The organism is Streptomonospora nanhaiensis (assembly GCF_013410565.1).
GTDB lineage: Bacteria > Actinomycetota > Actinomycetes > Streptosporangiales > Streptosporangiaceae > Streptomonospora > Streptomonospora nanhaiensis.
Window position 1 is genome coordinate 793,552 of sequence record NZ_JACCFO010000001.1, and the last position, 19,947, is coordinate 813,498.

At 75.7% G+C, this 19,947-nt stretch carries 22 protein-coding genes; 12 read left to right on the forward strand and 10 right to left on the reverse strand.

Annotated elements, in window-relative coordinates; translation table 11 throughout:
* Positions 1 to 139: 139 nt before the first annotated feature.
* Entirely contained in the window at positions 140 to 1,768 is a 1,629-nt protein-coding gene (locus tag HNR12_RS03420) for an AMP-binding protein (protein WP_179766071.1), read from the forward strand.
* A gap of 29 nt (positions 1,769 to 1,797) precedes the next feature.
* Here the strand turns inward: HNR12_RS03420 and HNR12_RS03425 are convergent, their stop codons facing one another.
* Entirely contained in the window at positions 1,798 to 2,103 is a 306-nt protein-coding gene (locus HNR12_RS03425; RefSeq protein ID WP_179766072.1) for a 4a-hydroxytetrahydrobiopterin dehydratase, read from the reverse strand.
* 656 nt (positions 2,104 to 2,759) lie between these two features.
* On the reverse strand, positions 2,760 to 3,554 hold the full coding sequence (locus tag HNR12_RS03430) for a hypothetical protein (protein WP_179766073.1): 795 nt from the start codon (positions 3,552 to 3,554) through the stop codon (positions 2,760 to 2,762).
* Positions 3,555 to 3,712: 158 nt separating this feature from the next.
* Between HNR12_RS03430 and HNR12_RS03435 the strand changes: the two genes are divergently transcribed.
* The 5 genes from HNR12_RS03435 to HNR12_RS03455 all read left to right on the forward strand — a co-directional run bounded on the left by HNR12_RS03435 (position 3,713) and on the right by HNR12_RS03455 (position 8,735).
* Complete coding sequence (locus tag HNR12_RS03435; protein WP_179766074.1) at positions 3,713 to 4,792, forward strand: AAA family ATPase; 1,080 nt, start codon at positions 3,713 to 3,715, stop codon at positions 4,790 to 4,792.
* Between the two features lie 9 nt (positions 4,793 to 4,801).
* Entirely contained in the window at positions 4,802 to 5,779 is a 978-nt protein-coding gene (locus HNR12_RS03440; RefSeq protein WP_179766075.1) for a DUF58 domain-containing protein, read from the forward strand.
* Positions 5,780 to 5,879: 100 nt separating this feature from the next.
* Positions 5,880 to 6,827, forward strand: coding sequence for a VWA domain-containing protein (locus HNR12_RS03445; RefSeq protein ID WP_179766076.1), 948 nt, complete (start codon positions 5,880 to 5,882; stop codon positions 6,825 to 6,827).
* A 277-nt stretch (positions 6,828 to 7,104) separates the two neighbouring features.
* Positions 7,105 to 7,857: an HAD family hydrolase gene (locus tag HNR12_RS03450; RefSeq protein WP_179766077.1), complete on the forward strand. Its 753-nt coding sequence runs from the start codon at positions 7,105 to 7,107 to the stop codon at positions 7,855 to 7,857.
* Positions 7,857 to 8,735 carry an NUDIX hydrolase gene (locus HNR12_RS03455; protein ID WP_179766078.1) on the forward strand — a complete coding sequence of 293 codons (879 nt, stop codon included), beginning with the start codon at positions 7,857 to 7,859 and terminating at the stop codon, positions 8,733 to 8,735. The genes HNR12_RS03450 and HNR12_RS03455 overlap by 1 nt, the downstream gene beginning before the upstream one ends.
* 50 nt (positions 8,736 to 8,785) lie before the next feature.
* Here HNR12_RS03455 and HNR12_RS03460 read toward each other — a convergent pair whose 3' ends face one another.
* From HNR12_RS03460 to HNR12_RS03475, 4 genes are all read right to left on the reverse strand, one after another.
* On the reverse strand, positions 8,786 to 10,054 hold the full coding sequence (locus HNR12_RS03460; RefSeq protein ID WP_179766079.1) for an APC family permease: 1,269 nt from the start codon (positions 10,052 to 10,054) through the stop codon (positions 8,786 to 8,788).
* A 156-nt stretch (positions 10,055 to 10,210) separates the two neighbouring features.
* Entirely contained in the window at positions 10,211 to 10,486 is a 276-nt protein-coding gene (locus HNR12_RS03465; RefSeq protein WP_179766080.1) for a DUF1876 domain-containing protein, read from the reverse strand.
* A gap of 34 nt (positions 10,487 to 10,520) precedes the next feature.
* Positions 10,521 to 10,724 carry a DUF1918 domain-containing protein gene (locus HNR12_RS03470; protein ID WP_179766081.1) on the reverse strand — a complete coding sequence of 68 codons (204 nt, stop codon included), beginning with the start codon at positions 10,722 to 10,724 and terminating at the stop codon, positions 10,521 to 10,523.
* 182 nt (positions 10,725 to 10,906) lie between these two features.
* Positions 10,907 to 11,665: an SDR family oxidoreductase gene (locus HNR12_RS03475; RefSeq protein WP_179766082.1), complete on the reverse strand. Its 759-nt coding sequence runs from the start codon at positions 11,663 to 11,665 to the stop codon at positions 10,907 to 10,909.
* Positions 11,666 to 11,869: 204 nt separating this feature from the next.
* Between HNR12_RS03475 and HNR12_RS03480 the strand changes: the two genes are divergently transcribed.
* The 5 genes from HNR12_RS03480 to HNR12_RS03500 all read left to right on the forward strand — a co-directional run bounded on the left by HNR12_RS03480 (position 11,870) and on the right by HNR12_RS03500 (position 17,181).
* Complete coding sequence (locus tag HNR12_RS03480) at positions 11,870 to 12,544, forward strand: class I SAM-dependent methyltransferase (RefSeq protein ID WP_179766083.1); 675 nt, start codon at positions 11,870 to 11,872, stop codon at positions 12,542 to 12,544.
* Between the two features lie 143 nt (positions 12,545 to 12,687).
* A complete protein-coding gene (locus HNR12_RS03485; protein WP_179766084.1) occupies positions 12,688 to 13,284 on the forward strand; it encodes a TrmH family RNA methyltransferase in 597 nt (198 codons plus the stop codon).
* Between the two features lie 275 nt (positions 13,285 to 13,559).
* Entirely contained in the window at positions 13,560 to 14,951 is a 1,392-nt protein-coding gene (locus HNR12_RS03490; RefSeq protein WP_179766085.1) for a hemolysin family protein, read from the forward strand.
* Positions 14,948 to 15,958: a hemolysin family protein gene (locus tag HNR12_RS03495; RefSeq protein ID WP_179766086.1), complete on the forward strand. Its 1,011-nt coding sequence runs from the start codon at positions 14,948 to 14,950 to the stop codon at positions 15,956 to 15,958. The genes HNR12_RS03490 and HNR12_RS03495 overlap by 4 nt, the downstream gene beginning before the upstream one ends.
* A 281-nt stretch (positions 15,959 to 16,239) precedes the next feature.
* On the forward strand, positions 16,240 to 17,181 hold the full coding sequence (locus HNR12_RS03500) for a DMT family transporter (protein ID WP_338119715.1): 942 nt from the start codon (positions 16,240 to 16,242) through the stop codon (positions 17,179 to 17,181).
* A 34-nt stretch (positions 17,182 to 17,215) separates the two neighbouring features.
* Here HNR12_RS03500 and HNR12_RS03505 read toward each other — a convergent pair whose 3' ends face one another.
* From HNR12_RS03505 to HNR12_RS03520, 4 genes are all read right to left on the reverse strand, one after another.
* Complete coding sequence (locus HNR12_RS03505) at positions 17,216 to 17,758, reverse strand: hypothetical protein (protein ID WP_179766087.1); 543 nt, start codon at positions 17,756 to 17,758, stop codon at positions 17,216 to 17,218.
* Between the two features lie 113 nt (positions 17,759 to 17,871).
* Positions 17,872 to 18,294 (reverse strand): organic hydroperoxide resistance protein, encoded by a 423-nt coding sequence (locus HNR12_RS03510; RefSeq protein ID WP_179766088.1) that lies wholly within the window; start codon positions 18,292 to 18,294, stop codon positions 17,872 to 17,874.
* A 45-nt stretch (positions 18,295 to 18,339) separates the two neighbouring features.
* Positions 18,340 to 18,858, reverse strand: a complete 519-nt coding sequence (locus HNR12_RS03515) for a MarR family winged helix-turn-helix transcriptional regulator (protein WP_179766089.1) — start codon at positions 18,856 to 18,858, stop codon at positions 18,340 to 18,342.
* Between the two features lie 91 nt (positions 18,859 to 18,949).
* A complete protein-coding gene (locus HNR12_RS03520; RefSeq protein WP_179766090.1) occupies positions 18,950 to 19,444 on the reverse strand; it encodes a MarR family winged helix-turn-helix transcriptional regulator in 495 nt (164 codons plus the stop codon).
* A 214-nt stretch (positions 19,445 to 19,658) separates the two neighbouring features.
* Between HNR12_RS03520 and HNR12_RS03525 the strand changes: the two genes are divergently transcribed.
* Positions 19,659 to 19,904, forward strand: coding sequence for a type B 50S ribosomal protein L31 (locus tag HNR12_RS03525; protein WP_179766091.1), 246 nt, complete (start codon positions 19,659 to 19,661; stop codon positions 19,902 to 19,904).
* The last annotated feature ends 43 nt before the right edge of the window (positions 19,905 to 19,947 follow it).

The following is a 19,947-nucleotide window of genomic DNA, read 5'->3' on the forward strand; positions in this document are numbered from 1 at the left end:
GGTTCCGCGCCGCCACACCGCTCCCCCGCTCCCTGAGACCTGCGTCGCGCGCGCGAGAGGCGACCATCACACACAGGGACATACTCTGGTACGAGAACGCACCAACCCGCCCAACCACCGGACAAGGGGACCACCAGCGATGCCCGACCCCGCGCAGCACGTCCGCGACTGGCTGGCCGCCTACGACAGCCCCACCGCCGCCGTCGCCCACCTGCTGTGCGAGCGCCACCCCCGCGACCGCGTCGCCCTCACCGAGATCGGCCCCGACCTCGACTCCCGCGACCTCACCTACGGCGAACTCGCCGACCGCTCCGCCGCGCTCGCCGCCGGCATGGCCGCCGCCGGGATCGGCCGCGGCGACCACGTGGCCACCCTGCTGGGCAAGGGCACCGATCTCGCCGTCACCGCCCTGGCCGTCTGGCGCCTGGGCGCCGTGCACGTCCCCCTCCTGACCGCGTTCGCCCCCACCGCCATCGCCCACCGGCTCGCCCGGCCCGCCGTCAAGCTCGTGGTCTGCGACGACGACCAGCGCGCCAAGCTCGCCCCCGGCCCCGGCATGCCCGCCGACCCCCACCGGCTCATCGCCACCACCGGCCGCACCGCCCGCGAGGGCGACCACACCCTGGACTCCCTCGCCGCCCTGGGCGCCGGCGCCCCGCCCCCGCCCCCCGCCGCCGTCGGCGGCGCGGCCCCGTTCCTGCTCCTGCACACCTCCGGCGCCGCCGGCCCCGCCAAGGCCATCCCCGTGCCCGTGCGCGCCCTGGCCGCCTTCCACGCCTACCACCACTACGGCCTGGACGTCGACGCCGACGACGTCTACTGGAACACCGCCGACCCCAGCGGCACCTACGGCCTCTACCACGGCCTCATCTCACCGCTGCTGGCCGGGCACCGCACCCTGCACCTGCGCGCCGGCTTCGACCCCGAACTCACCCTCGACGTCCTGGCCACCTACGAGGTCACCAACCTCGCCGCCTCCCCCACCGTCTACCGGTCGCTGCGCGCCACCCTGAAGACCATGCCGCCCGAGATCGCCGTGCGGCACCTGTCCAGCGCCGGCGAACCCCTCAGCGCCGACGTCGTCGACTGGGCCGCCGACGCCTTCGGGGTCGCCGTACGCGACCACTACGGCCAGACCGAGCTGGGCATGTGCGTGGGCCACCCCAACCACCCCGACCTCTCCGCCGAGCCGCGCCCCGACTCCCTGGGGATCGCGCTGCCCGGCTGGGCGGTGACCGTGCTGGAGCCCGTCGCCGACGAGGAGGCGCCCCCCGGCGCCTTCGGCCGCATCGCCGTCGACACCAAGGCCAGCCCGCTCATGTGGTTCACCGGCTACGCCGACGCCCCCACCGCCACCGCCGCGCGGTTCACCCCCGACGGCCGCTGGTACCTCACCGGCGACACCGGCACCCGCGACCGCGAGGAGCGGCTGTACTTCGCCTCCCGCGACGACGACGCCATCCTCACCTCGGGCTACCGCATCGGGCCCTTCGACGTGGAGTCGGCGCTGCTGGAGCACCCGGCGGTGGCCGAGGCCGCGGTCTACGGGGTGCCCGACGACCTCCACGGGCAGCTGGTGGCCGCCACCGTGGTGCTGCGCGACGGCGTCCAGGGCGACGACCGGCTGGCCGAGGAGCTGCGCGAGACCGTGCGCACCCGGTTCGCCGCGCACGCCTACCCGCGCCGGATCACCTTCGCCGACCAGCTGCCGCGCAGCCCCTCGGGCAAGATCCGCCGCGCCCGGCTGGCTCCGCCGCCGCGCGGCTGATCCGCCCGCCGCCCGCGCCGCGCCCGCGGTCAGGGCCGGGGCAGCGCCTCGGCCGCCAGCGCGTCGATCCGCGCGGCCAGGTCCAGGTCGGCCTGGGTGATCCCGCCGGCGGCGTGGGTGGTCTGGTGGAACGTGATCGTGGTGTAGCGGATGTCGATGTCGGGGTGGTGGTCGACCTCCTCGGCGACGTGGGCGACGGCGGTGACCAGATGGATCCCGCTGATGAAGTCGGGCATCTCCACGCTGCGCCGGATCGCCCCGGCCTTGCGGTCCCACTCCCAGCCCTCCAGCCCCGCCAGGCCCTCGGTGATCCGCTCCTCGCTCAACAGCCCCATGGCCGGGCCTCCTTTTTCCGCCTTCTTCCGGAGTGCGTCGCCTGTGTTCTCCCGCGTTGGGCGTCCTACCGCGCCGCCGGGCGTGTCAACCGTGTCGAGGAGTGGCGGTGGGCGGGCGACTGTTCGGGGGAGTGCTGGACTACATCGAAACGACCGCCTTTACATCGTAGATTCGCATAGGGCTGCGCGGCGGCCGGCACGACACATGAGAGCGCAAGAGAACTCCCGGCCCCGACCACCGCCCCCGACGACCGAGGACTGGACACCCGACGGGAGCACCGAGGGGGAAGCCGGAGCCGGGCCGGGCCCCATGGCGTCCCCGCCCGCCTCTCCCCCACACCCGCCCGAGAGCACGCCCCGGGCCCGGGCACCGGGGCTCGCCCCCGCGCCGGAACCGGAGCCCGCACGGAACCCTCCCCTCGGCGAGACCGCCGCCTCCCAACCCGAGAACCGATGTCCGCCCCGCCGAACCCCCGCGCGCTCGTTGCTCCGACACCGCGCCGCCTCCGCACTAACCGCACGACAACAGCGCCGCCCAACCCCCACCCGCCGTCACAGCCCCGACGCAAGCCCCGCCACCCACCACGGGACCCGACAGCCGCGGCGCCCAGGCCGCAACTTCGCCGAACCGCGTCCGACCAGCGCCTACCCGTCCCCTACGCCTGGTCGCCGGGGTCCAGCGTGGGCCCGCCCTGCGGGTAGTCGTCCTCGTCCAACTCCACCGAGGGCACGTCGCCGCTGGGCGACACCGACGGGGTGCCCGCCGAGGGCGTGGGCCGGGGCTGGTTCCCGTCCTCGTCGGGGGTGGTCCCCTCGCCCGTGGGCGAGGGCGCCTCGGTGGGCGGCTGGGAGCCCGGGGTGTAGGAGGGCGGCGGGGGCGGGGTCTGACCGGCCCGGGGCGCAACGGTCTGCAGGAGCAGGAACAGCACCACCATCAGCACGCCGAACAGCAGCAGCACCAGCAGCAGCGCCGCCACCACCGTCCAGTTGGGGTGCGCCGCCGCGGCCTCGCCCTGCGGCCCGCGCCGCAGTCCCACGGCCCGCGACCACACCGACGACGCCGGCCGGCCGGCGCGCCCGGCCCAGTAGGGCGCGTAGGACGGCGCCGCGCCGGCGGCGCCGAAGTCCGCCCCGGCCATGCCCACCGGCGCCAAGAACGCCTCGGCGCTGCCCTGCCCCTCGCGCACCGCCACCCACACCGCCGCCGAACCCGACAGGTTGGAGCCGGCCACCCGCGGGGCGCCGGACACGCCCGCGCCCTTGCGCACCGCCGCGCGGAAGCGGTCGCGCGCCGCCGGGTCGGCCGCCGCGCCCGCGCTGAGCATGGCCACGGTCACCGCGCGCCCGCGCGCGTCGCGCCCGCGGTACACCACGCCCTCGGCACGGGAGCCGATCCGCTCGCTCAGCCGGAAGGGCCCGAGCTGGCGCGGATCGTCCTCTGCCAGCGGCACGGCGGTGTCCTCCTCGCGCTTGTCGCAACATCCACACCAATGCCCCGGCACGACCGGTTCCTCACGGCGCGAACGGGTAGCATCGCCGGTGCGTGACCATCAACGTACCCGGCGGCGGAGCCCAGGCGTGTCCCGCCGCCCGCGGAAAGGCGGGAGACATGCCGGACACCGATGCCGCTGCCGGGCACGAGGACGGCGCCGAGCCGCGCCGGCGCGGGGCGGCGGAGTCCACCGGCGAGCCCACCCGGCTGCTGCGCGCCGCCCTGCAGGAGGTCTCCACCGTCATCGTCGGCCAGGACCAGATGGTCGAGCGCACCATGGTCGCGCTCATCGCCCGCGGCCACTGCCTGCTCGAAGGCGTCCCCGGCATCGCCAAGACCCTGGCGGTGTCCACCCTGGCCAAGGTCACCGGCGGCTCGTTCTCCCGCGTGCAGTTCACCCCCGACCTCGTGCCCTCCGACATCGTGGGCACCCGCATCTACCGCTCCTCCGCCGAGCGCTTCGACGTCGAACTCGGCCCCGTCTTCGCCAACTTCGTGCTGGCCGACGAGATCAACCGCGCCCCGGCCAAGGTGCAGTCGGCGCTGCTGGAGGTCATGGCCGAGAAGCAGGTCTCCCTGGGCGGCACCACCTACCCGCTGCCCGACCCCTTCGTCGTCATCGCCACCCAGAACCCCGTGGAGTCCGAGGGCGTCTACCCCCTGCCCGAGGCCCAGCGCGACCGCTTCCTGATGAAGGTCGTGGTGTCCCACCCGCGCGCGCACGAGGAGATGGAGATCCTGCGCCGCATGAGCACCAGCCCGCCCGAGCCGCACCAGGTCCTCGACCCGGTCACCCTGCTGGAGCTGCAGCGCGACGCCGAGCAGGTGCACGTCCACCAGCTCATCGCCGACTACGTCGTGCGCCTGGTCATGGCCACCCGCGAACCCGAGAACTACGGCGTGCCCGAACTCCGCCGCGTCCTGGAGGTCGGCGCCAGCCCGCGCGCCACCCTGGGCCTGGTGGCGGCCGCCCGGGCGCTGGCCCTGATCCGGGGCCGCGACTACGTCCTTCCCGAGGACGTCCGCGTGCTGGCCCGCGACATCATGGCCCACCGCCTGGTGCTCACCTTCGACGCCCTGGCCGACGGCGTCACCACCACCCAGATCGTCGACCGGGTGCTGGCCACCGTGCCGCCGCCCCGCGTCATCTGGGACGACCCGCCGGGCGGCGACCCCGCCGCCATGGCCGCGCGGTAGGCGCCCGCCATGGCCGAGCGCTACGTCGCGCCGGGTTTCGACCCGCGCATGCACGCCGCCCTGCACCGCCTGGACCTGCGGGTCATCCGGCGCCTGGAGGGGCTGCTGCACGGCGAGCACCTGGGGCTGCGGGCCGGGCCCGGCAGCGAGCCCGCCGAGGCCCGCATGTACCAGCCCGGCGAGGACGACGTCCGGATGATGGACTGGTCGGTCACCGCCCGCACCACCCTGCCCCACGTCCGCGACCTGGTCGCCGACCGCGAACTGGAGAGCTGGACCCTGCTGGACCTCTCGGCCAGCATGGACTTCGGCACCGTGCGCGAGCAGAAGCGCGAGATCGCCATCGGCGCCCTGGCCGCCGTCACCGTCCTCACCCAGCGCGTGGGCGACCGCTTCGGCGCGCACTTCCTGCACCGGGGCCGGCTGCGCCGCTGGCCCGCCCGCTCCGGCAAGGCCGCGCTGATGGCGCTGCTGTCCACCGTGGCCGCCGCTCCGCCCAGCGGGCCGGTGGAGCCCGGCGGCGCCACGCTGGCCGACGCCCTGGACGACCTCGCCCGCGCGCGCGGGCGGCGCGGGCTGCGGGTGGTCGTCTCCGACTTCCTGGACACCCCACCCGAGGCCGGCCCCGCCGCCCCCGCCGCCTGGGAGCGGCCGATGCGCAGCCTGGCCGGGCGCCACCAGGTGCTGGCGGTCGAGATCCTCGACCCCCGCGAACTCGACCTGCCCGACATAGGATTGGTCACGATGGAGGATCCCGAGACCGGGCGCACGCGCGAGGTCCGCCTCACCCCCAAGGTGCGGGAGGACTACCGCCGGGCCGCCCAGGCCCAGCGTGCCGCCGTGCGCGCGGGGCTGCGCCGCTGCGGTGTGCCGCACCTGGTGCTGCGCACCGACCGCGACTGGGTCGTCGACATGGCCCGGTTCGTGATCGAGCAGCGGCGCACCGCCCACCGCCTGGCCCGCCACACCCCGGCGGTGCCGCGCTGAGCCGAGCCCGCGGGGGGCGCGGCGCCGCGGCCCCCGCCGCCGAACCGCACCCTCGCGCCGCGCGGCGCGACCCACGCAGGCAGGCAGAAAGGACGACCGGGTGACCTTCCTCTCCGCTGGATGGCTGTGGCTGCTGCTGGTCCTGGCCGCCCTCGTCGCCGTCTACGTGCTGCTGCAGTACCGCCGCCGCGAGTACACGCTGCGCTTCACCAACCTCGCGCTGCTGGACCGGGTCGCGCCCGCGCGGCCGGGCTGGTGGCGCCACCTCAGCTCGGCCCTGTTCTTCCTGACCGTGGCGGTGCTGATCGGCGCCATGGCGCGCCCGGCCATGCCGGTGGAGGTCCCGCGCGAGCGCGCCACCATCATGGTCGCCATCGACGTCTCGCCCTCCATGGCCGCCAACGACGTCGACCCCAACCGCCTCACCGCGGCCAAGGAGTCCGCCCGCGGGTTCGTGGAGTCGCTGCCCGACCGCTTCAACGTCGGCCTGGTGGTGTTCTCGGCCACCGCCAGCGTGGTGTCCTCCCCCACCCAGGACCACCAGGCGGTCACCGACTCCATCGAGAACCTGCAGATGACCCCGGGCACCGCCATCGGTGAGGGCGTGTTCACCTCGCTGCAGTCCATCAGCTCCTTCGACGAGGAGGCCGGCGAGGACCCCCCGCCCTCGGCCATCGTGCTGCTCTCCGACGGCGAGAACACCAGCGGCAGACCCATCACCGCCGCCGGCCGCGCGGCCGCCGACATGGGCGTTCCCGTCTCCACGATCGCCTTCGGCACCGGCGCGGCCATCATCGAGATCAACGGCGAACCCGTCGAGGCCGACATCGACAAGGACGCCCTGGAGCGGCTGGCGCAGGACACCGACGGCCACTTCTACGAGGCCGAGTCCGAGGCCGAGCTGACCGAGGTCTACGACGACATCGGCTCCTCCCTGGGCAGCGAGACCGTCGACCGCGAGATCGTCACCCACTTCGTGGCCATCGCCCTGCTGCTGGCCGGCGCCACCGCCGTGGCCGCCCTCGCCTTCGGCCAGCGGGTGCCCTGACCCCGCCCGCACCCGGTCCCCGCTCCCGCACCCGCCCGGCCGGCCGCCTGCCGGCCCCCGGCCCCGGCCCGCCGGGGCGTGGCCTGATCCGGCCACACGGGAGCCGCGCCGCCGCGCACGCCCTCCAACCCAGCGCACGCCCCGCGAGGGTGCGCGCTCGGGGCCGCGCGGCGCACCGGCCAGTCCGCCCTCAACGGACCGCCCCACCGCGTTTCCCCAGCTCGCCGAGTATCGTGGGGATGTTTGCCCCCAAGTCGGGATACACGGAAAAGGACCCATGCCCGCTACAGCCCCCGCCCCCGAGGCGATCTTCTTCGACCTCGACGACACCCTGCTCGACGACCGCGCCGCCAGCTCGGCCGGGCTGCGCACCCTCATGGAACTCCTGGGCCACCCCGACTTCGGCGCCGCGCGCCGGCTCTGGGACGTCCAGACCGACATCTCCTTCGGCGCCTACATCGCCGGCCGGCTCACCCTGGCCGAGCAGCGCCGCGAACGCGTGCGCGCCCTGGCCGTCCAGGCCGGCCACGCCCACATCGCCGACGCCCACTGCGACGACCTCTACCAGCGCTACCTGGCCGCCCACCGCGCCGCCTGGACGCCCTTCCGCGACGTCGCCCCGGTGCTCAACGACCTCGCCGGCAACGGCGTGCGCCTGGCCGTGGTGACCAACGGCATCGAGCAGCTGCAGACCGACAAGCTCGCCCGCCTGGGCATCGCCGAGTACTTCGGCGCGGTCGTGTGCGCCGACTCCGTGGGCGCCGGCAAGCCCGACCCGCGCATCTTCCACATCGCCTGCCAGCGCGTGGGCGTGCCTCCGGAGCGCGCCTGGCACGTGGGCGACCAGCTGCGCGCCGACGCGCTGGGCGCCATCGCCGCCGGCCTGCACCCCATCCTCATCGACCGCCACGAGCGCGGCGAGGCCGCCGCCCACCACGACATCACCGTCGTCACCGGCCTGGACGAGGTGCGCAACCTGGCCCGCGCCGCGCACACCGCCGCCGCCCGCCCCGCCGGCCCGGTCCTGTGATGGGCGGCCCCTCCGCGCCGCGCCGGGCCCGCCGCGTCACCGCGCACCTGCTGTGGACCGACCCCGAGGGCCGCGCCGTGCTGCCGCCCCCGCCCGCCGACCCCGAGGGCCCGCCGCACGGCGGCGAGGTGCTGCCCGGCGCCCGGGTGCTCTTCGGGCAGGACCCCGCCGAGGTGGCCCGCGCCGCCGGCGGCGCGCCGCCCGGCACCCACCTGGTCCCCTACGACGTGCGCACCGAGCTGACGCTGCTGCACGACTCCCAGGGCGCCCTGGAGCTGCACACCGACCGCATCTACTACACCGCGCCGCTGGCCGCGGCCCCCGCGGCCCCCGGCGGGCGGCGGGTGCCCCCGCGCGCCGCCGTCGCCCTGCCCGCGCTGCCGGCCGCCGCCGACCTCGCCGAGGAGGAGCCCGCGCGCACCGGCCGGTCCCTGCGCCGCCTGGCCGCCTACGGCGTGGTCACCGACCCCGCCGGGCGCCTGCTGCTCAGCCTGATCGCCCCCGGCTTCCCCGGCGAGAACACCTGGCACCTGCCCGGCGGCGGGGTGGACCACGGCGAGAACCCGCGCGCGGCGCTGCGCCGCGAGATCGCCGAGGAGACCGACCAGGACGCCGGCGTGGGCGGCCTCATCACCATCACCCACCACCACAGCGAGCGCCGGCCCGACCCCCACACGCCCACCACGGAGACCTACGCCGTGTGGACGTTCTTCCACGCCCACGTCGCCGAGCCCGGCACGCCCCGCGTCACCGAGGTGGAGGGCTCCACCGCCGACTGCGCCTGGTTCGCCCCCGAAGACCTCGCCGCCGTCCCGCTGTCGCGCACCGCCCAGCAGGGCCTGGCCGCGGTCGCCCGCGCGGCGGGCGTCAGCGGCTGACCCGCCGCTCCTGAGCGCCCGCCGCCCCGACCGGGCGGGGCGGCGGGCGCTCAGGAGCGCAGGCCCGGCAGGACCCGGCGCACCCACCACAGGGCCGCGCCCAGGGCGAGCACGCCGACCCCGGCGATCACCGAGTTCAGCGGCAGGCTGAAGGCCAGCACCACGCACCCGGCCAGGCCCACCACCGGTACCAGCAGCGGCGGCCGGTTCTCGTCGGGCCCCAGCCGCAGCGCCGAGGCGTTGGCGATGGCGTAGTAGGCCAGCACGCCGAACGCCGAGAACCCGATCGCGTCGCCCAGGTCGGCCGCCAGCACCAGGACGCACACCCCGGCACCCACCGCGAGTTCGGCCCGGTGGGGCACCCCGAAGCGGTCGTGCACGCGGGCCAGGAAGCGCGGCAGGTGGCCGTCGGCGGCCATGGCCGCGACCGTGCGCGACACCCCCAGGATCAGCGCCAGCAGCGCCCCCAGGCTGGCCGCCGCCGCGCCCGCGGTCACCGCCGGCACCAGCTGCGGCCAGCCGGTCGCCACCGCGGTGTCGGCCAGCGGCGCGGCGCTGGCGGCCAGCCGCTCGCGGCCCAGCACCGTCAGCACCGAGGCGCCCACCAGCAGGTAGACCACGAACACCCCGGCCAGGGCCAGCCCGATCGCGCGCGGGATGGTGGTCGAGGGGTCGCGCACCTCGCCCCCCAGCGTGGCGATCCGGGCGTAGCCGGCGAAGGCGAAGAACAGCATGCCGGCCGCGCCCAGCAGCCCGAAGAAGCCGGGCCACTGCGTGGAGACGTCCAGGTGGCGGGCGTCGGCCTCGCTGCCGCCCAGGGCCACCGCCACCACCGCGGCCAGCACCGCCAGCACCAGGGCCAGCAGGATGCGGGCCACCCCGGTGGACTTGCGCAGCCCGGTGTAGTTGACCGCCGTCAGGCACACCACCGCGCCCACCGCCAGCGGGCGGCTCCACTCCGGCGCGACGTAGGCGGCGAAGGTCAGGGCCATCACCGCGCACGAGGCCGTCTTGCCCACCGTGAACGCCCAGCCGGCCAGGTAGCCCCACATCTCGCCCAGGCGCTCGCGCCCGTAGACGTAGGTGCCGCCCGACTCGGGGTGGCGCGCGGCCAGGCGCGCCGAGGACGTGGCGTTGCAGTAGGCGACCACGGCGGCGATCAGCAGCGCCACCAGCAGCCAGGCCCCCGCCTCCTCGGCGGCCGGGGCGAACACCGCGAACACCCCGGCGCCGACCATGGCCGACGCCCCCAGGGTGACGGCATCGGCGGTACCCAGCACCCGGGAGGGGCGGGCCTGCGATCCTGAAGAGGTGGTCATAGTGCCTGAGTCTGCCCCAGCATGATCACGCCTCAGTGAACTCCGGTGTGACCCTGTGCGACCACATCCGGCCGGATCGCGCCGAAGCGCCGCCCCGACGGGCGCGGCAGGGTTGCGCGCCCGCCCGCACGGGGTGGGAATCGGCACACTCCGCAATCACACGCTCCACGGCACCCCCGTGTGCTCGTCGATGTCCTCGGCGGCGACCTGCCGCAGCTGCCGGGACAGGTCGGCCAGCGCCCGGGAGACGGCGAGTTCGTCGCCGATCTCGGGCACGTCGGCGTCGGCCGGGTGCTTGCGCGCCATGCCGTGCCCCCGCAGCCCCGGGCCGTCGTCGGCCACCAGGCCGACCTCGGCCAGGGTGCGGGCGGTGTCGCCCTCGCTCTCCTCCGACAACACAACGTCGATGTTCCACCGCTTCGTGGTGTGCATCGCACCCACCTCCAGCGTCGCGGGCCGACCGGGCTCAGCGCCCGGCCGCCTCCCGTTCGATATGGGCGTCGGGTCCGGGATAGACCAGCGTCTCGGTATGGGAGGCGTTGTCCAGCCAGCGCACCCGGTAGGGCGGCGCGCCCTGCCCGCCGCGCACCTCGGTGACGACACCGGTGCGGCGGTGGGCGTCGTCGCGCCGCGCCTCGACCACGAGCCGGTCGCCGACACGTGCTCTCATGGCGACTCCCCTCGCGAACGCGTGGGCGCCGAAGGCGGGGCCGCCGGCGCCCGGTCCTCACATCTGGGGGCTACCCACCATCCTCCGCCTCACCACGGGTGAATTCAAGCAGGTCACCGGCTTTGCGCGGGGCCGAACAGGCAGCCGCGGCGAGACGGCCGCCCGCGCCCGGGCGCGGCGGCCTACTCCACTCCGGCGCTGAGGGTCCGCCCGCCGTCGAGGGTGAGGGTCTGGCCGGTGACCCAGGAGGCGTCGTCGGAGGCGAGGTAGGCGATCGCCGCCGCGACGTCCTCGGGCTCGCCCAGGCGGCCCAGCGGGTAGCCGGCGGCGACCTTGTCCTCGTCCTCGGCGAACAGCGCGGTGGCGAACCGGGTCTTGACCACGGCCGGCGCCACGGCGTTGACCCGGACGCGCGCTGCGGCCAACTCGTAGGCCAGCTGCTGGGTGAGGTTGATCAGCGCGGCCTTGCTGGCGCCGTAGACGCCGATGCCGGGCGAGGGGTGCTGGCCGGCCAGCGAGGCGACGTTGACCACCGCGCCGCCGTTGCCGGCCATCCAGGCGCGGTGCACGGCGCTGACCCACGCGGCGGCGGCGATCACGTTGACCTCGAAGATCTTGGCCATGGCGGCGGGCTCGACGTTGACGATCGCGTCGAAGACCGGGTTGGTGCCGGTGTTGTTGACCAGGACGTCGACACGGCCGAACTCCGCCATGGTGCGCTCGACCGCCTCCGCTCGGTGCTCGGGGTCGTGGGCCTTGCCCGCCACGCCCAGCGCCACCCCGGCACCGCCGAGCTCCTCCACCGCCTTTTCCAGGGGCTCGGGCTTGCGGCCGGTGATCACCACGCGGCCGCCCTCCTGCACGATGCGCTGCGCGGTGGCCAGCCCGATCCCCCGGCTGGCACCGGTGATGATGGCGACCCTGCCGTCGAAACGTCCCACGAGGCTGCGTCCTTTCGTCGGTCATGACGGGGTTTCCTCAACCTTACCGACCGGTCGGATTGTGACGCGCGCCGCCCCGCCCGCCGGGCACCGCCGGTCCCCGCCCGGCGGGCCGCCCCGGCAAGGGCGTCGGCCCTGGTAACGTTCGCGGCTGGATTCCACCGGCGGGCGGGGACGGCCCGCCGCCACCGAACGGAGGAGGCCGTGCCGCAACGGGACGGCGGCCCGCGCGACGACGCGCCGCGGGGCCCCCAGCACTACTTCACCGCCGACCCCGGCGCGGCGAGCCGGCCGGCGAGCGTGGACGTCGTGCTGCCCGACCTGCACCTGCGCCTGGCCACCGACCGCGGCGTGTTCTCCGCCGACCGGGTGGACCTGGGCACCCGCGTGCTGCTGGAGTCGGTGCCCCCGCCTCCCCCGCGCGGCCGGCTGCTGGACGTGGGCTGCGGCTACGGTCCCATCGCGCTGGCCATGGCCGCCCGCGCCCCCGGGGCCGCGGTGCTGGGGGTGGACGTCAACGCGCGCGCGGTGGACCTGGCGCGGGCCAACGCCGCGGCCAACCACCTTGACAATGTAGATTTCCAGGTGGTGGCGGCCGACGGCGCGCCCGCCGCGGGCACCGGCCCCGCCGCCCTGGCCGGCCCCTTCGACGCGCTGTGGTCCAACCCGCCCATCCGCGTCGGCAAGGGCGCCCTGCACGCCCTGCTGCGCACCTGGCTGGGCCGGCTGGCCCCCGGCGCCCAGGCCCACCTGGTGGTGCAGCGCAACCTGGGCGCCGACTCCCTGCACCGGTGGCTGGAGCAGGACGCCGGGCTGGCCACCGAGCGCGCGGCCTCGCGCGCGGGCTTCCGCGTGCTGCGGGTGACCGCCCCCTCCTGACCTCCCCTCCCCCGCCCCGGGCACCCGCGCGGCCCCGCCGCGCCGGGCGGCGGCACCTTCCGGGACGCGGGCGGCGGACGGTATCGTGGTGGCGGGCCGATCCGGCCCCCTGGACCCGACCGGACACGAGGAACACACCGCAGGTGAGCACGCAACTGCGCCCCACCGACGTCAAGCGACTCAACCGCCAGTGGCGCAGGCGCACCGAGGGCCGCGTCTCCCTGATCGTGGAGTCGGTGACCCAGCCCTTCAACCTGGGGTCGATCCTGCGCACCTGCGCCGCGTTCGGCGTCGAGACCGTGTGGCTCACCGGCAACTCCGTCGAGCCCACCCACCCCCAGGTCGGCAAGACCGCCCTGGGCACCGAGCACAAGCTGCGGTGGGAGAAGCTGCGCACCACCCCCGAGGCGATCGCCGCCGCGCGCGGCGACGGCTACCGGGTGGTCGCCGTGGAGCTGGCCGACACCGCGCTGCCCCTGCACGAGGCCCCTCTGGAGGGCGACGTCTGCCTGGCCGTGGGCGCCGAGGACCACGGCTGCTCCCCGGCGCTGCTCAACGGCGCCGACGCCCTGGCCTACATCCCCCAGATCGGCCGGGTGGGCTCCCTCAACGTCGCGGTGGCCACCGCGATCGCCGTGGCCGAGACCCGCGGCCGCGAATGGCGCCGTCCCGTGGCGGTCGCCGAACCCGCCGAAACCACCGCCGCCGCACCCGCCCCCGAGGCCGCCGGACCGCGCTGACCTCGCCCTGGGCACCCGCCGCGCGGGTGCGCCCGCCCGTGGCGGCCGGGCCCGCCGATCACCTCGCGATCGCAGGGTTCAACCCGGCGCCGCCCGGGAATTTTTCCAGCTCCACGTTCGTCAGCACCCTAGACACGAGATGAGAGAGGATACGTGGACCCGTCCCGAAGTACCGGCAGCGTCCTGATCACCGGACGCGCCTCCGAACCCGACGAGCCGCCATCACCAGGTAGCGTGCGCACCGAGTTTCCCCGCTCCGAGGCGGTGCGCGCGACATGAGCGTCGTTCTCAGCATCCTTCTCGGAGCACTGGTGATCCTGGCGATCACCGCGGCGACGGGCTACTTCGTCGCCCAGGAGTTCGGCTACATGGCGGTCGACCGCTCCCGCCTGAAAGCCCGCGCCGCCCAGGGCGACTCCGGCGCCCGGCGCGCCCTCGCGATCACCAACCGCACCTCGTTCATGCTCTCCGGCGCCCAGCTCGGCATCACCGTCACCGGTCTGCTGGTCGGTTACGTGGCCGAGCCCATGATGGGCGAGGGCGTGGGCGAGCTGCTGGGCTGGGCCGGTGTTCCGGCCGGCACCGGACTGGCCGTGGGCACCGTGTTCGCGCTGCTGTTCTCCACCATGGTGCAGATGGTCTTCGGCGAGCTGTTCCCCAAGAACCTCGCCATCGCCCGCCCCGAACCCGTCGCACGCTGGCTGGCGCTGTCCACCGGCGTGTACCTGCGGGTCTTCGGCTGGCTGATCTGGCTGTTCGACCAGGCGGCGATCCTGCTGCTGCGCGCGGTGCGGATCCAGCCGGTGGAGGACGTCCAGCACGCGGCCACACCGCGCGACCTGGAGCACATCGTCGAGGAGTCGCGCGAGAGCGGCGACCTGCCCGCGGAGCTGTCCACGCTGCTGGACCGCACGCTGGACTTCCACGACCGCACCGCCGAGCACGCGATGATCCCGCGGCCGCAGGTCTCGACCGTCGAGGCGGGCGAGCCGGTGAGCCGCGTGGTGGAGCTGATGGCCTCGGGCCACTCCCGCTTCCCCGTGCTGGGCGACGGCGTGGACGACATCGTCGGCGTCATCTGCCTGCGCGACGTGCTGGCGCTGGGCGAGCGCGACCTGGACTCCGTGCGGGTGTCCGACGTCGCGCGGTCGGCCGTGCTGGTGCCCGGGTCGCTGCCGCTGCCCGGCGTGCTGGGGCAGCTGCGCGCCTCCGACGAGGAGTTCGCCTGCGTGGTGGACGAGTACGGCGGTCTGGCCGGCGTCATCACCACCGAGGACATCGCCGAGGAGCTGGTGGGCGAGATCGCCGACGAGCACGACCCCGAGGACGCCGGCGAGGCGCGCGTGGGCGAGGACGGCAGCTGGCTGCTGCCCGGCGCGCTGCACGTGGACGAGGTCGAGCGGCTGATCGGCCACGACCTGCCCTCGGGCGACTTCGAGACGATAGGCGGCCTGGTGATCAGCGAGCTGCGGCGGCTGCCCGAGGTCGGCGACAGCGTGCGCGTCGAGCTGCCGCGCCATCCCGGCGCCGGCGACGACGAGCCGCTGCGCGCCATCGACCTGGGCGTGCGCACGGTCGACCGGCACGTGCCCGAGACCGTGCGGCTGGAGCTGCGCGAGACACCGGCCCACCAGGGCGCCGGCAGGGACAGCGGGGTGAACGCGTGAGCGACCTGAACCCGGCCTTGGCCATGCTGATCACCGTGGCCATCATCGGCCTGAGCGCGTTCTTCGTGGCCATCGAGTTCGCCCTGGTGGCGGCGCGCCGCTACCGGCTGGAGGAGGCCGCCGAGACCAGCCTGTCGGCCCGCGCGGCGCTGAAGAGCGCGCGCGACCTGTCGCTGCTGCTGGCCGGATCCCAGCTGGGCATCACGCTGTGCACGCTGGCGCTGGGCGCCATCACCAAGCCGGCCGTGGAGCACATGCTGGAGCCGCTGTTCTCCGGGCTGCCCGAGGCGGTGTCCCACGTGGCGGCGTTCATCGTGGCGCTGGTGCTGGTCACCTTCGTGCACCTGGTGGTGGGCGAGATGGCGCCCAAGTCCTGGGCGATCTCCCACCCCGAGCGGTCGGCGACGCTGCTGGCGCTGCCGATGCGGGCGTTCATGTGGCTGACCCGCCCGGCGCTGGTGGTGCTCAACGGGCTGGCCAACTGGACGCTGCACCGGGTGGGCGTGCAGGCGGTCGACGAGGTCGCCGGCGGCCACGGCCCCGACGACCTGCGGGAGCTGGTGGACCACTCGGCCAAGGCCGGCGCCCTGGACGAGGACCGCCGCGACCAGCTGGCCACCGCGCTGGAGGTGAACTCCCGCCCGCTGCGGGAGATCACCACCCCGCGCGAGGAGCTGGCGGCCGTGGCGCCCTCGGCCACGCTGGACGAGGTCAAGCGGGTCTCGCGCGAGTCGGGCCACCTGCGGCTGGTGGTGCGCGAGGGCGAGGACCCGGTGGGCGTGCTGCACGTGCGCGACGCGCTGACCAGCCCGCCCGAGACCACCGCCGCCGACCTGATGCGGCCGGTGCTCACCCTGGAGGGCGACACCCCCATCTACGCCGCGCTGGGGATCATGCGGGAGAGCCGCACCCACCTGGCGCTGGTGGAGGAGGACGGTGTGCTGGCGGGGCTGGTCACCATGCAGGACATGCTGGACCGCCTGCTGGTGATCGACTCCCCCGCCTGACCGCGCCATGGGGCGGCCCGCCGCCCCGCCGCGGCCCGCCGCCCCGCACCGGGGCGGCGGGCCGCACCGCGTTCGCCCGCGCACACGCGGGTACGCGCGCGCCGGCGCCGCCCGGTCCGGCCCGACCGGGCCACCCGGTGGGAATCAGTTCGCGGCGCGCACTGTTCTGCATTGCTGCACCGACGCCCGCGCGCAGGCCGCCCGCGGGCGTCGTCGCGGTGTGCGCGGTGTGCGCCGCGGTCTGGGGCGGCCGGTGTCGACGATGAGTGAGGACGGATCACGTGGCCAGGACACGCGAGGCGGACCGGTTGTGGGCGGTGGCGCTGGCCGCCGCGATGTGGGGCACCTCGGCGCTGATGCGCGAACCTCTGGCACGCGAGCTTCCGGCCGCCACCATCGTGGTCTACGAGCACGCGGTCATCGCGGTGCTGCTGCTGCCCTGGATCGTGCCGGCGGTGCGGGCCCTGGCCAAGGCCGGGCCGGTGGTGGCCGCCTCGGTCGTGGTGATCGGGGCGGGCTCCTCGGCGCTGGCCACGACGCTGTTCACCATGGCCTTCGCGGCGGGCGACCCCATCACCCCGCAGGTGCTGCAGAAGCTGCAGCCGGTGTTCGCGATCCTGCTCGCGCTGGCGCTGCTGGGAGAACGCCTGGCGCCCCGGTTCGCGCTCTTCGCCGTGCCCGCGCTGGTGGGCGCGTGGTTCCTGGCCTTCCCCGATCCTTTCGCGGTGAGCGTGAGCGACGCGCGGGGCGCGGCGCTGGCGGTGGGCGCCGCGCTGCTGTGGGCGGCGGGCACGGTGCTGGGCCGGCTCGCCGGCGCGCGGCTGTCGTTCATGCACGTCACAGCGCTGCGGTTCGCGATCGGGCTGCCCGCCGCGCTGGTGATCGCCCTGGCCTCGGGATCGTCGCTGGCGATCGAGGCGGGGCAAGTGCCCGGGATCGTGCTGCTGGCGCTGATCCCCGGCCTGGCCGCGCTCACCCTGTACTACTGGGGACTGCGCCGCACCGCCGCCTCGCGCGCCACGCTGGGCGAACTCGCGTTCCCGCTGGTCTCGGCCCTGGTGGGGGTGGCGCTGCTGGACGCCCAGCTCACCTGGGGCCAGTGGGCGGGCGGTGCCGTGGTGCTCGCGGCGGTCACCGCGCTGGCCCTGGACCGCTCCGGGCCGCGCCCCTCGGGGGTGGAGGCGCCCGCAGAGCCGCCCGTGGTCGAGGCCGCCAGGCGCTAGGGCGGCGGCGCCCGCGGTGGTGCGCCGGGCGGGTTCAGCGGGCGGCCAGGGACGCGGTGAGGGCGGCCAGGAAGGACTCCTGGACGGCGGGGTCGCAGTGGGCCGCCTCCAGGACCCTCTTCTCGCGGTCGGCGTCGGGTCCGGCCTCGTGGTCGGTGCCGGGCTCGGCGGCCACCGGCATGGACGAGGCGCCGTCCCAGCCGGGCGCCGCGGGATAGGTGACGTCGACGACCACGCGCCGGCCGTCCAGGGCCAGGGTGAGGTAGCGGTGCACGTCCCACAGGCCCTCCTCGGGCAGGGCCCGGGCGGCTCCCGGCCCGAACAGCTCGCGGGCGCGGTCGCGCGCGCAGTGGTGCACGCGGTGGACGAGGCGGGGCTCGGTGTGGGGCCAGCGGCGGCGCAGCGCCGCCGCGAGCAGGGCGTGCTTGGTGGCGCTGGTGCCGCGCCACTCGGCGAGGGTTCCCTCGGCCGTGCGCACGCTGGGCGCGCCGAACGGGATGCGGTGGACGGCGTCGACCACGGCGGCGAGGGAGGCGTCAGCGGGCAGTCCCGCCCGCGCGATGAGGGGGTCGAACATGGCCGCCAGGGTAACCAACCGCCCGCGCCCGCGGACAGCCGGTGAACGCGCGCCCGGGGGCCGCGCCGGGGCCGGCCGGGGGGTGCCGGCCGGCCGCGGCGCGGACGGCGGTGTCAGCCCGCGACGGCGTTGAGGGTGACCTCGATGTTGCCGCGGGTGGCGCGGGAGTAGGGGCAGACCTGGTGGGCGGCCTCGACCAGCTTCTGGACCTCCTCCTGGGGCTTGCCCGGGACGGTGACGTTCAGCTCGACGGCGAGGCTGAGGCCGTCCTCGACGCTGCCGATGCTCACCTTGGCGTCGATGGTGGAGCCCTCCAGGCTGGCGCCGGACTCGCGGGCGACCTTCTTCAGGGCGCCGTGGAAGCAGGCGGCGTAGCCCACGGCGAAGAGCTGCTCGGGGTTGGTGCCGGGGCCGTCGTCGCCGCCCAGGCCCTTGGGCACCGACAGCTCGACGTCGAGCCGGCCGTCGGCGGTGCGGCCGCGGCCCTTGCGGCCCTCGCCCTCGACGGTGGCCTCGGCGGTGTACTTCACCTGCATGGGGGTCTCCTTCGGGTGTCCTCTGGTGTGGCGGGCCGCCGGTCTTCAGCGGTCCGGTCCTTCGGGCGCCGACCCGCCAGCCGGCGCCCCGGCGCCGGCGGTGCGCCGCGCCCGCAGTCCGGCCGCGGCGGCGCCGGCGGAGTCGGTGAGGTGATCAAGGGCGGTGCGCAGCTCGGCGGCCTCGGCCGCGGTCATGCCCGTGGCGCGCAGCAGCCGGCCGGGGGTGCCGCGCAGGCGGGCGCGCAGCGCGGCGCCCTCGGGGGTGGCGCTGACGAGCACCACGCGGTCGTCGGCCGCCTCGCGGCGGCGCCGCACCAGGCCGGCCTCCTCCAGGCGGCGCAGCAGGGGCGACAGCGTGCCCGAGTCCAGCCGCAGCGCCGTGCCCAGCTCCTTGACCGACAGCGTGCCGCGCTCCCCCAGCACCAGCAGCACGAGGTACTGCGGGTAGGTCAGGCCGGTCCCGGCGAGCAGTTCGCGGTAGAGCCCGGTCAGGGCCCGCGAGGCGGCGTAGACGGCGAAGCAGAGCTGGCGGTCGTGGCGGAGGGGGTCGGCGGCGTCGGCCATCGGGGCGTCCTTCCTCGATCCCGGCGAATCTAGCACAACCAGGTTGTGCACAACCGATCGGGGGGTGACGGGAGAGAGGCGGCTCGGTGGACTAGCCGCCGTCCCCGGCCGGCGCCGCCGCGCCGCCGCCGCGCCCGGCGGTGCCGGGGGACGCGTTCTGGGCGCGGCGCAGTTTCAGCGCGATGTCGCGCAGGGCCCGCAGTTCGTCGGGGGTGAGCGCGGTGCCGACGTAGTCGCGGATGGCGGCGGCGTGGGCGCGGCCCACCCGGCGCAGGACCTCGCGGCCGCGCTCGGTGAGCCCCACAATCGTGCCGCGCCGGTCGGTGGGGTCGCCCTCGCGCGAAACCAGCCCGCTCTCGGCCATGCGCTCCACCAGGCGGCTGATGCTGGGCTGGGTCAGCAGCACGTGCTCGCTGAGGTCGCGCAGGCGGGTGCCCTTGGGGCAGCGCGAGAGGGTGAACAGGACGTCGTACTCGCGCATGGTGACCTCCCACCCGCGGAAGTCGTCCTGGAAGCGGCGCATCAGCGCGATCTGGGCGCGCGCCAGCGCCTCCCACGCCTCCTCGGCGAGCCTGTCCCTGGCCATTGCATCCGCCTTCCCACCGCCCGGCCGCCGTCCGCACGCGGGCGCCGCCGCGCCCCGGGGCCTCCGGCCGGCCCTCCCCATGATTCCACCGGTGCGCCCGTGCGCGGGCGGGTACCGGCCACTCCCCGCGCCCGGGGAATGAAAACGCCTCCCGGTTGTTGTAGGAGGTCCGCGGCGCCCGCGCCGCGGACCGCGACAGCCGAAGGAGCAGTCCATGCGCACCGGAATCCACCCCGAGTACCGCACCGTCGTCTTCCGCGACAAGGCCGGCGACACCGCCTTCCTGACCCGCTCCACGCGCACCTCCACCGAGACCGTGGAGTGGACCGACGGCAACACCTATCCGGTCGTCGACGTCGAGATCTCCAGCGCGAGCCACCCGTTCTACACGGGCCGGGGCCGGGTCGTCGACACCGCCGGCCGGGTCGAGCAGTTCCGCCGGCGATACGGCCGGGACTGAGGGTGCGGCGCGTCGCGCGCGGCCCGGCGCCCGACGGCGCCGG

Coding starts and splice junctions, on each gene's coding strand:
- HNR12_RS03420 (WP_179766071.1), top strand. CDS start 140: ATGCCCGACCCCGCGCAGCACGTCCGCGACTGGCTGGCCGCCTACGAC.
- HNR12_RS03425 (WP_179766072.1), bottom strand. CDS start 2,103: ATGGGGCTGTTGAGCGAGGAGCGGATCACCGAGGGCCTGGCGGGGCTG.
- HNR12_RS03435 (WP_179766074.1), top strand. CDS start 3,713: ATGCCGGACACCGATGCCGCTGCCGGGCACGAGGACGGCGCCGAGCCG.
- HNR12_RS03440 (WP_179766075.1), top strand. CDS start 4,802: ATGGCCGAGCGCTACGTCGCGCCGGGTTTCGACCCGCGCATGCACGCC.
- HNR12_RS03450 (WP_179766077.1), top strand. CDS start 7,105: ATGCCCGCTACAGCCCCCGCCCCCGAGGCGATCTTCTTCGACCTCGAC.
- HNR12_RS03455 (WP_179766078.1), top strand. CDS start 7,857: ATGGGCGGCCCCTCCGCGCCGCGCCGGGCCCGCCGCGTCACCGCGCAC.
- HNR12_RS03460 (WP_179766079.1), bottom strand. CDS start 10,054: ATGACCACCTCTTCAGGATCGCAGGCCCGCCCCTCCCGGGTGCTGGGT.
- HNR12_RS03465 (WP_179766080.1), bottom strand. CDS start 10,486: ATGCACACCACGAAGCGGTGGAACATCGACGTTGTGTTGTCGGAGGAG.
- HNR12_RS03470 (WP_179766081.1), bottom strand. CDS start 10,724: ATGAGAGCACGTGTCGGCGACCGGCTCGTGGTCGAGGCGCGGCGCGAC.
- HNR12_RS03490 (WP_179766085.1), top strand. CDS start 13,560: ATGAGCGTCGTTCTCAGCATCCTTCTCGGAGCACTGGTGATCCTGGCG.
- HNR12_RS03505 (WP_179766087.1), bottom strand. CDS start 17,758: ATGTTCGACCCCCTCATCGCGCGGGCGGGACTGCCCGCTGACGCCTCC.
- HNR12_RS03510 (WP_179766088.1), bottom strand. CDS start 18,294: ATGCAGGTGAAGTACACCGCCGAGGCCACCGTCGAGGGCGAGGGCCGC.
- HNR12_RS03515 (WP_179766089.1), bottom strand. CDS start 18,858: ATGGCCGACGCCGCCGACCCCCTCCGCCACGACCGCCAGCTCTGCTTC.
- HNR12_RS03520 (WP_179766090.1), bottom strand. CDS start 19,444: ATGGCCAGGGACAGGCTCGCCGAGGAGGCGTGGGAGGCGCTGGCGCGC.
- HNR12_RS03525 (WP_179766091.1), top strand. CDS start 19,659: ATGCGCACCGGAATCCACCCCGAGTACCGCACCGTCGTCTTCCGCGAC.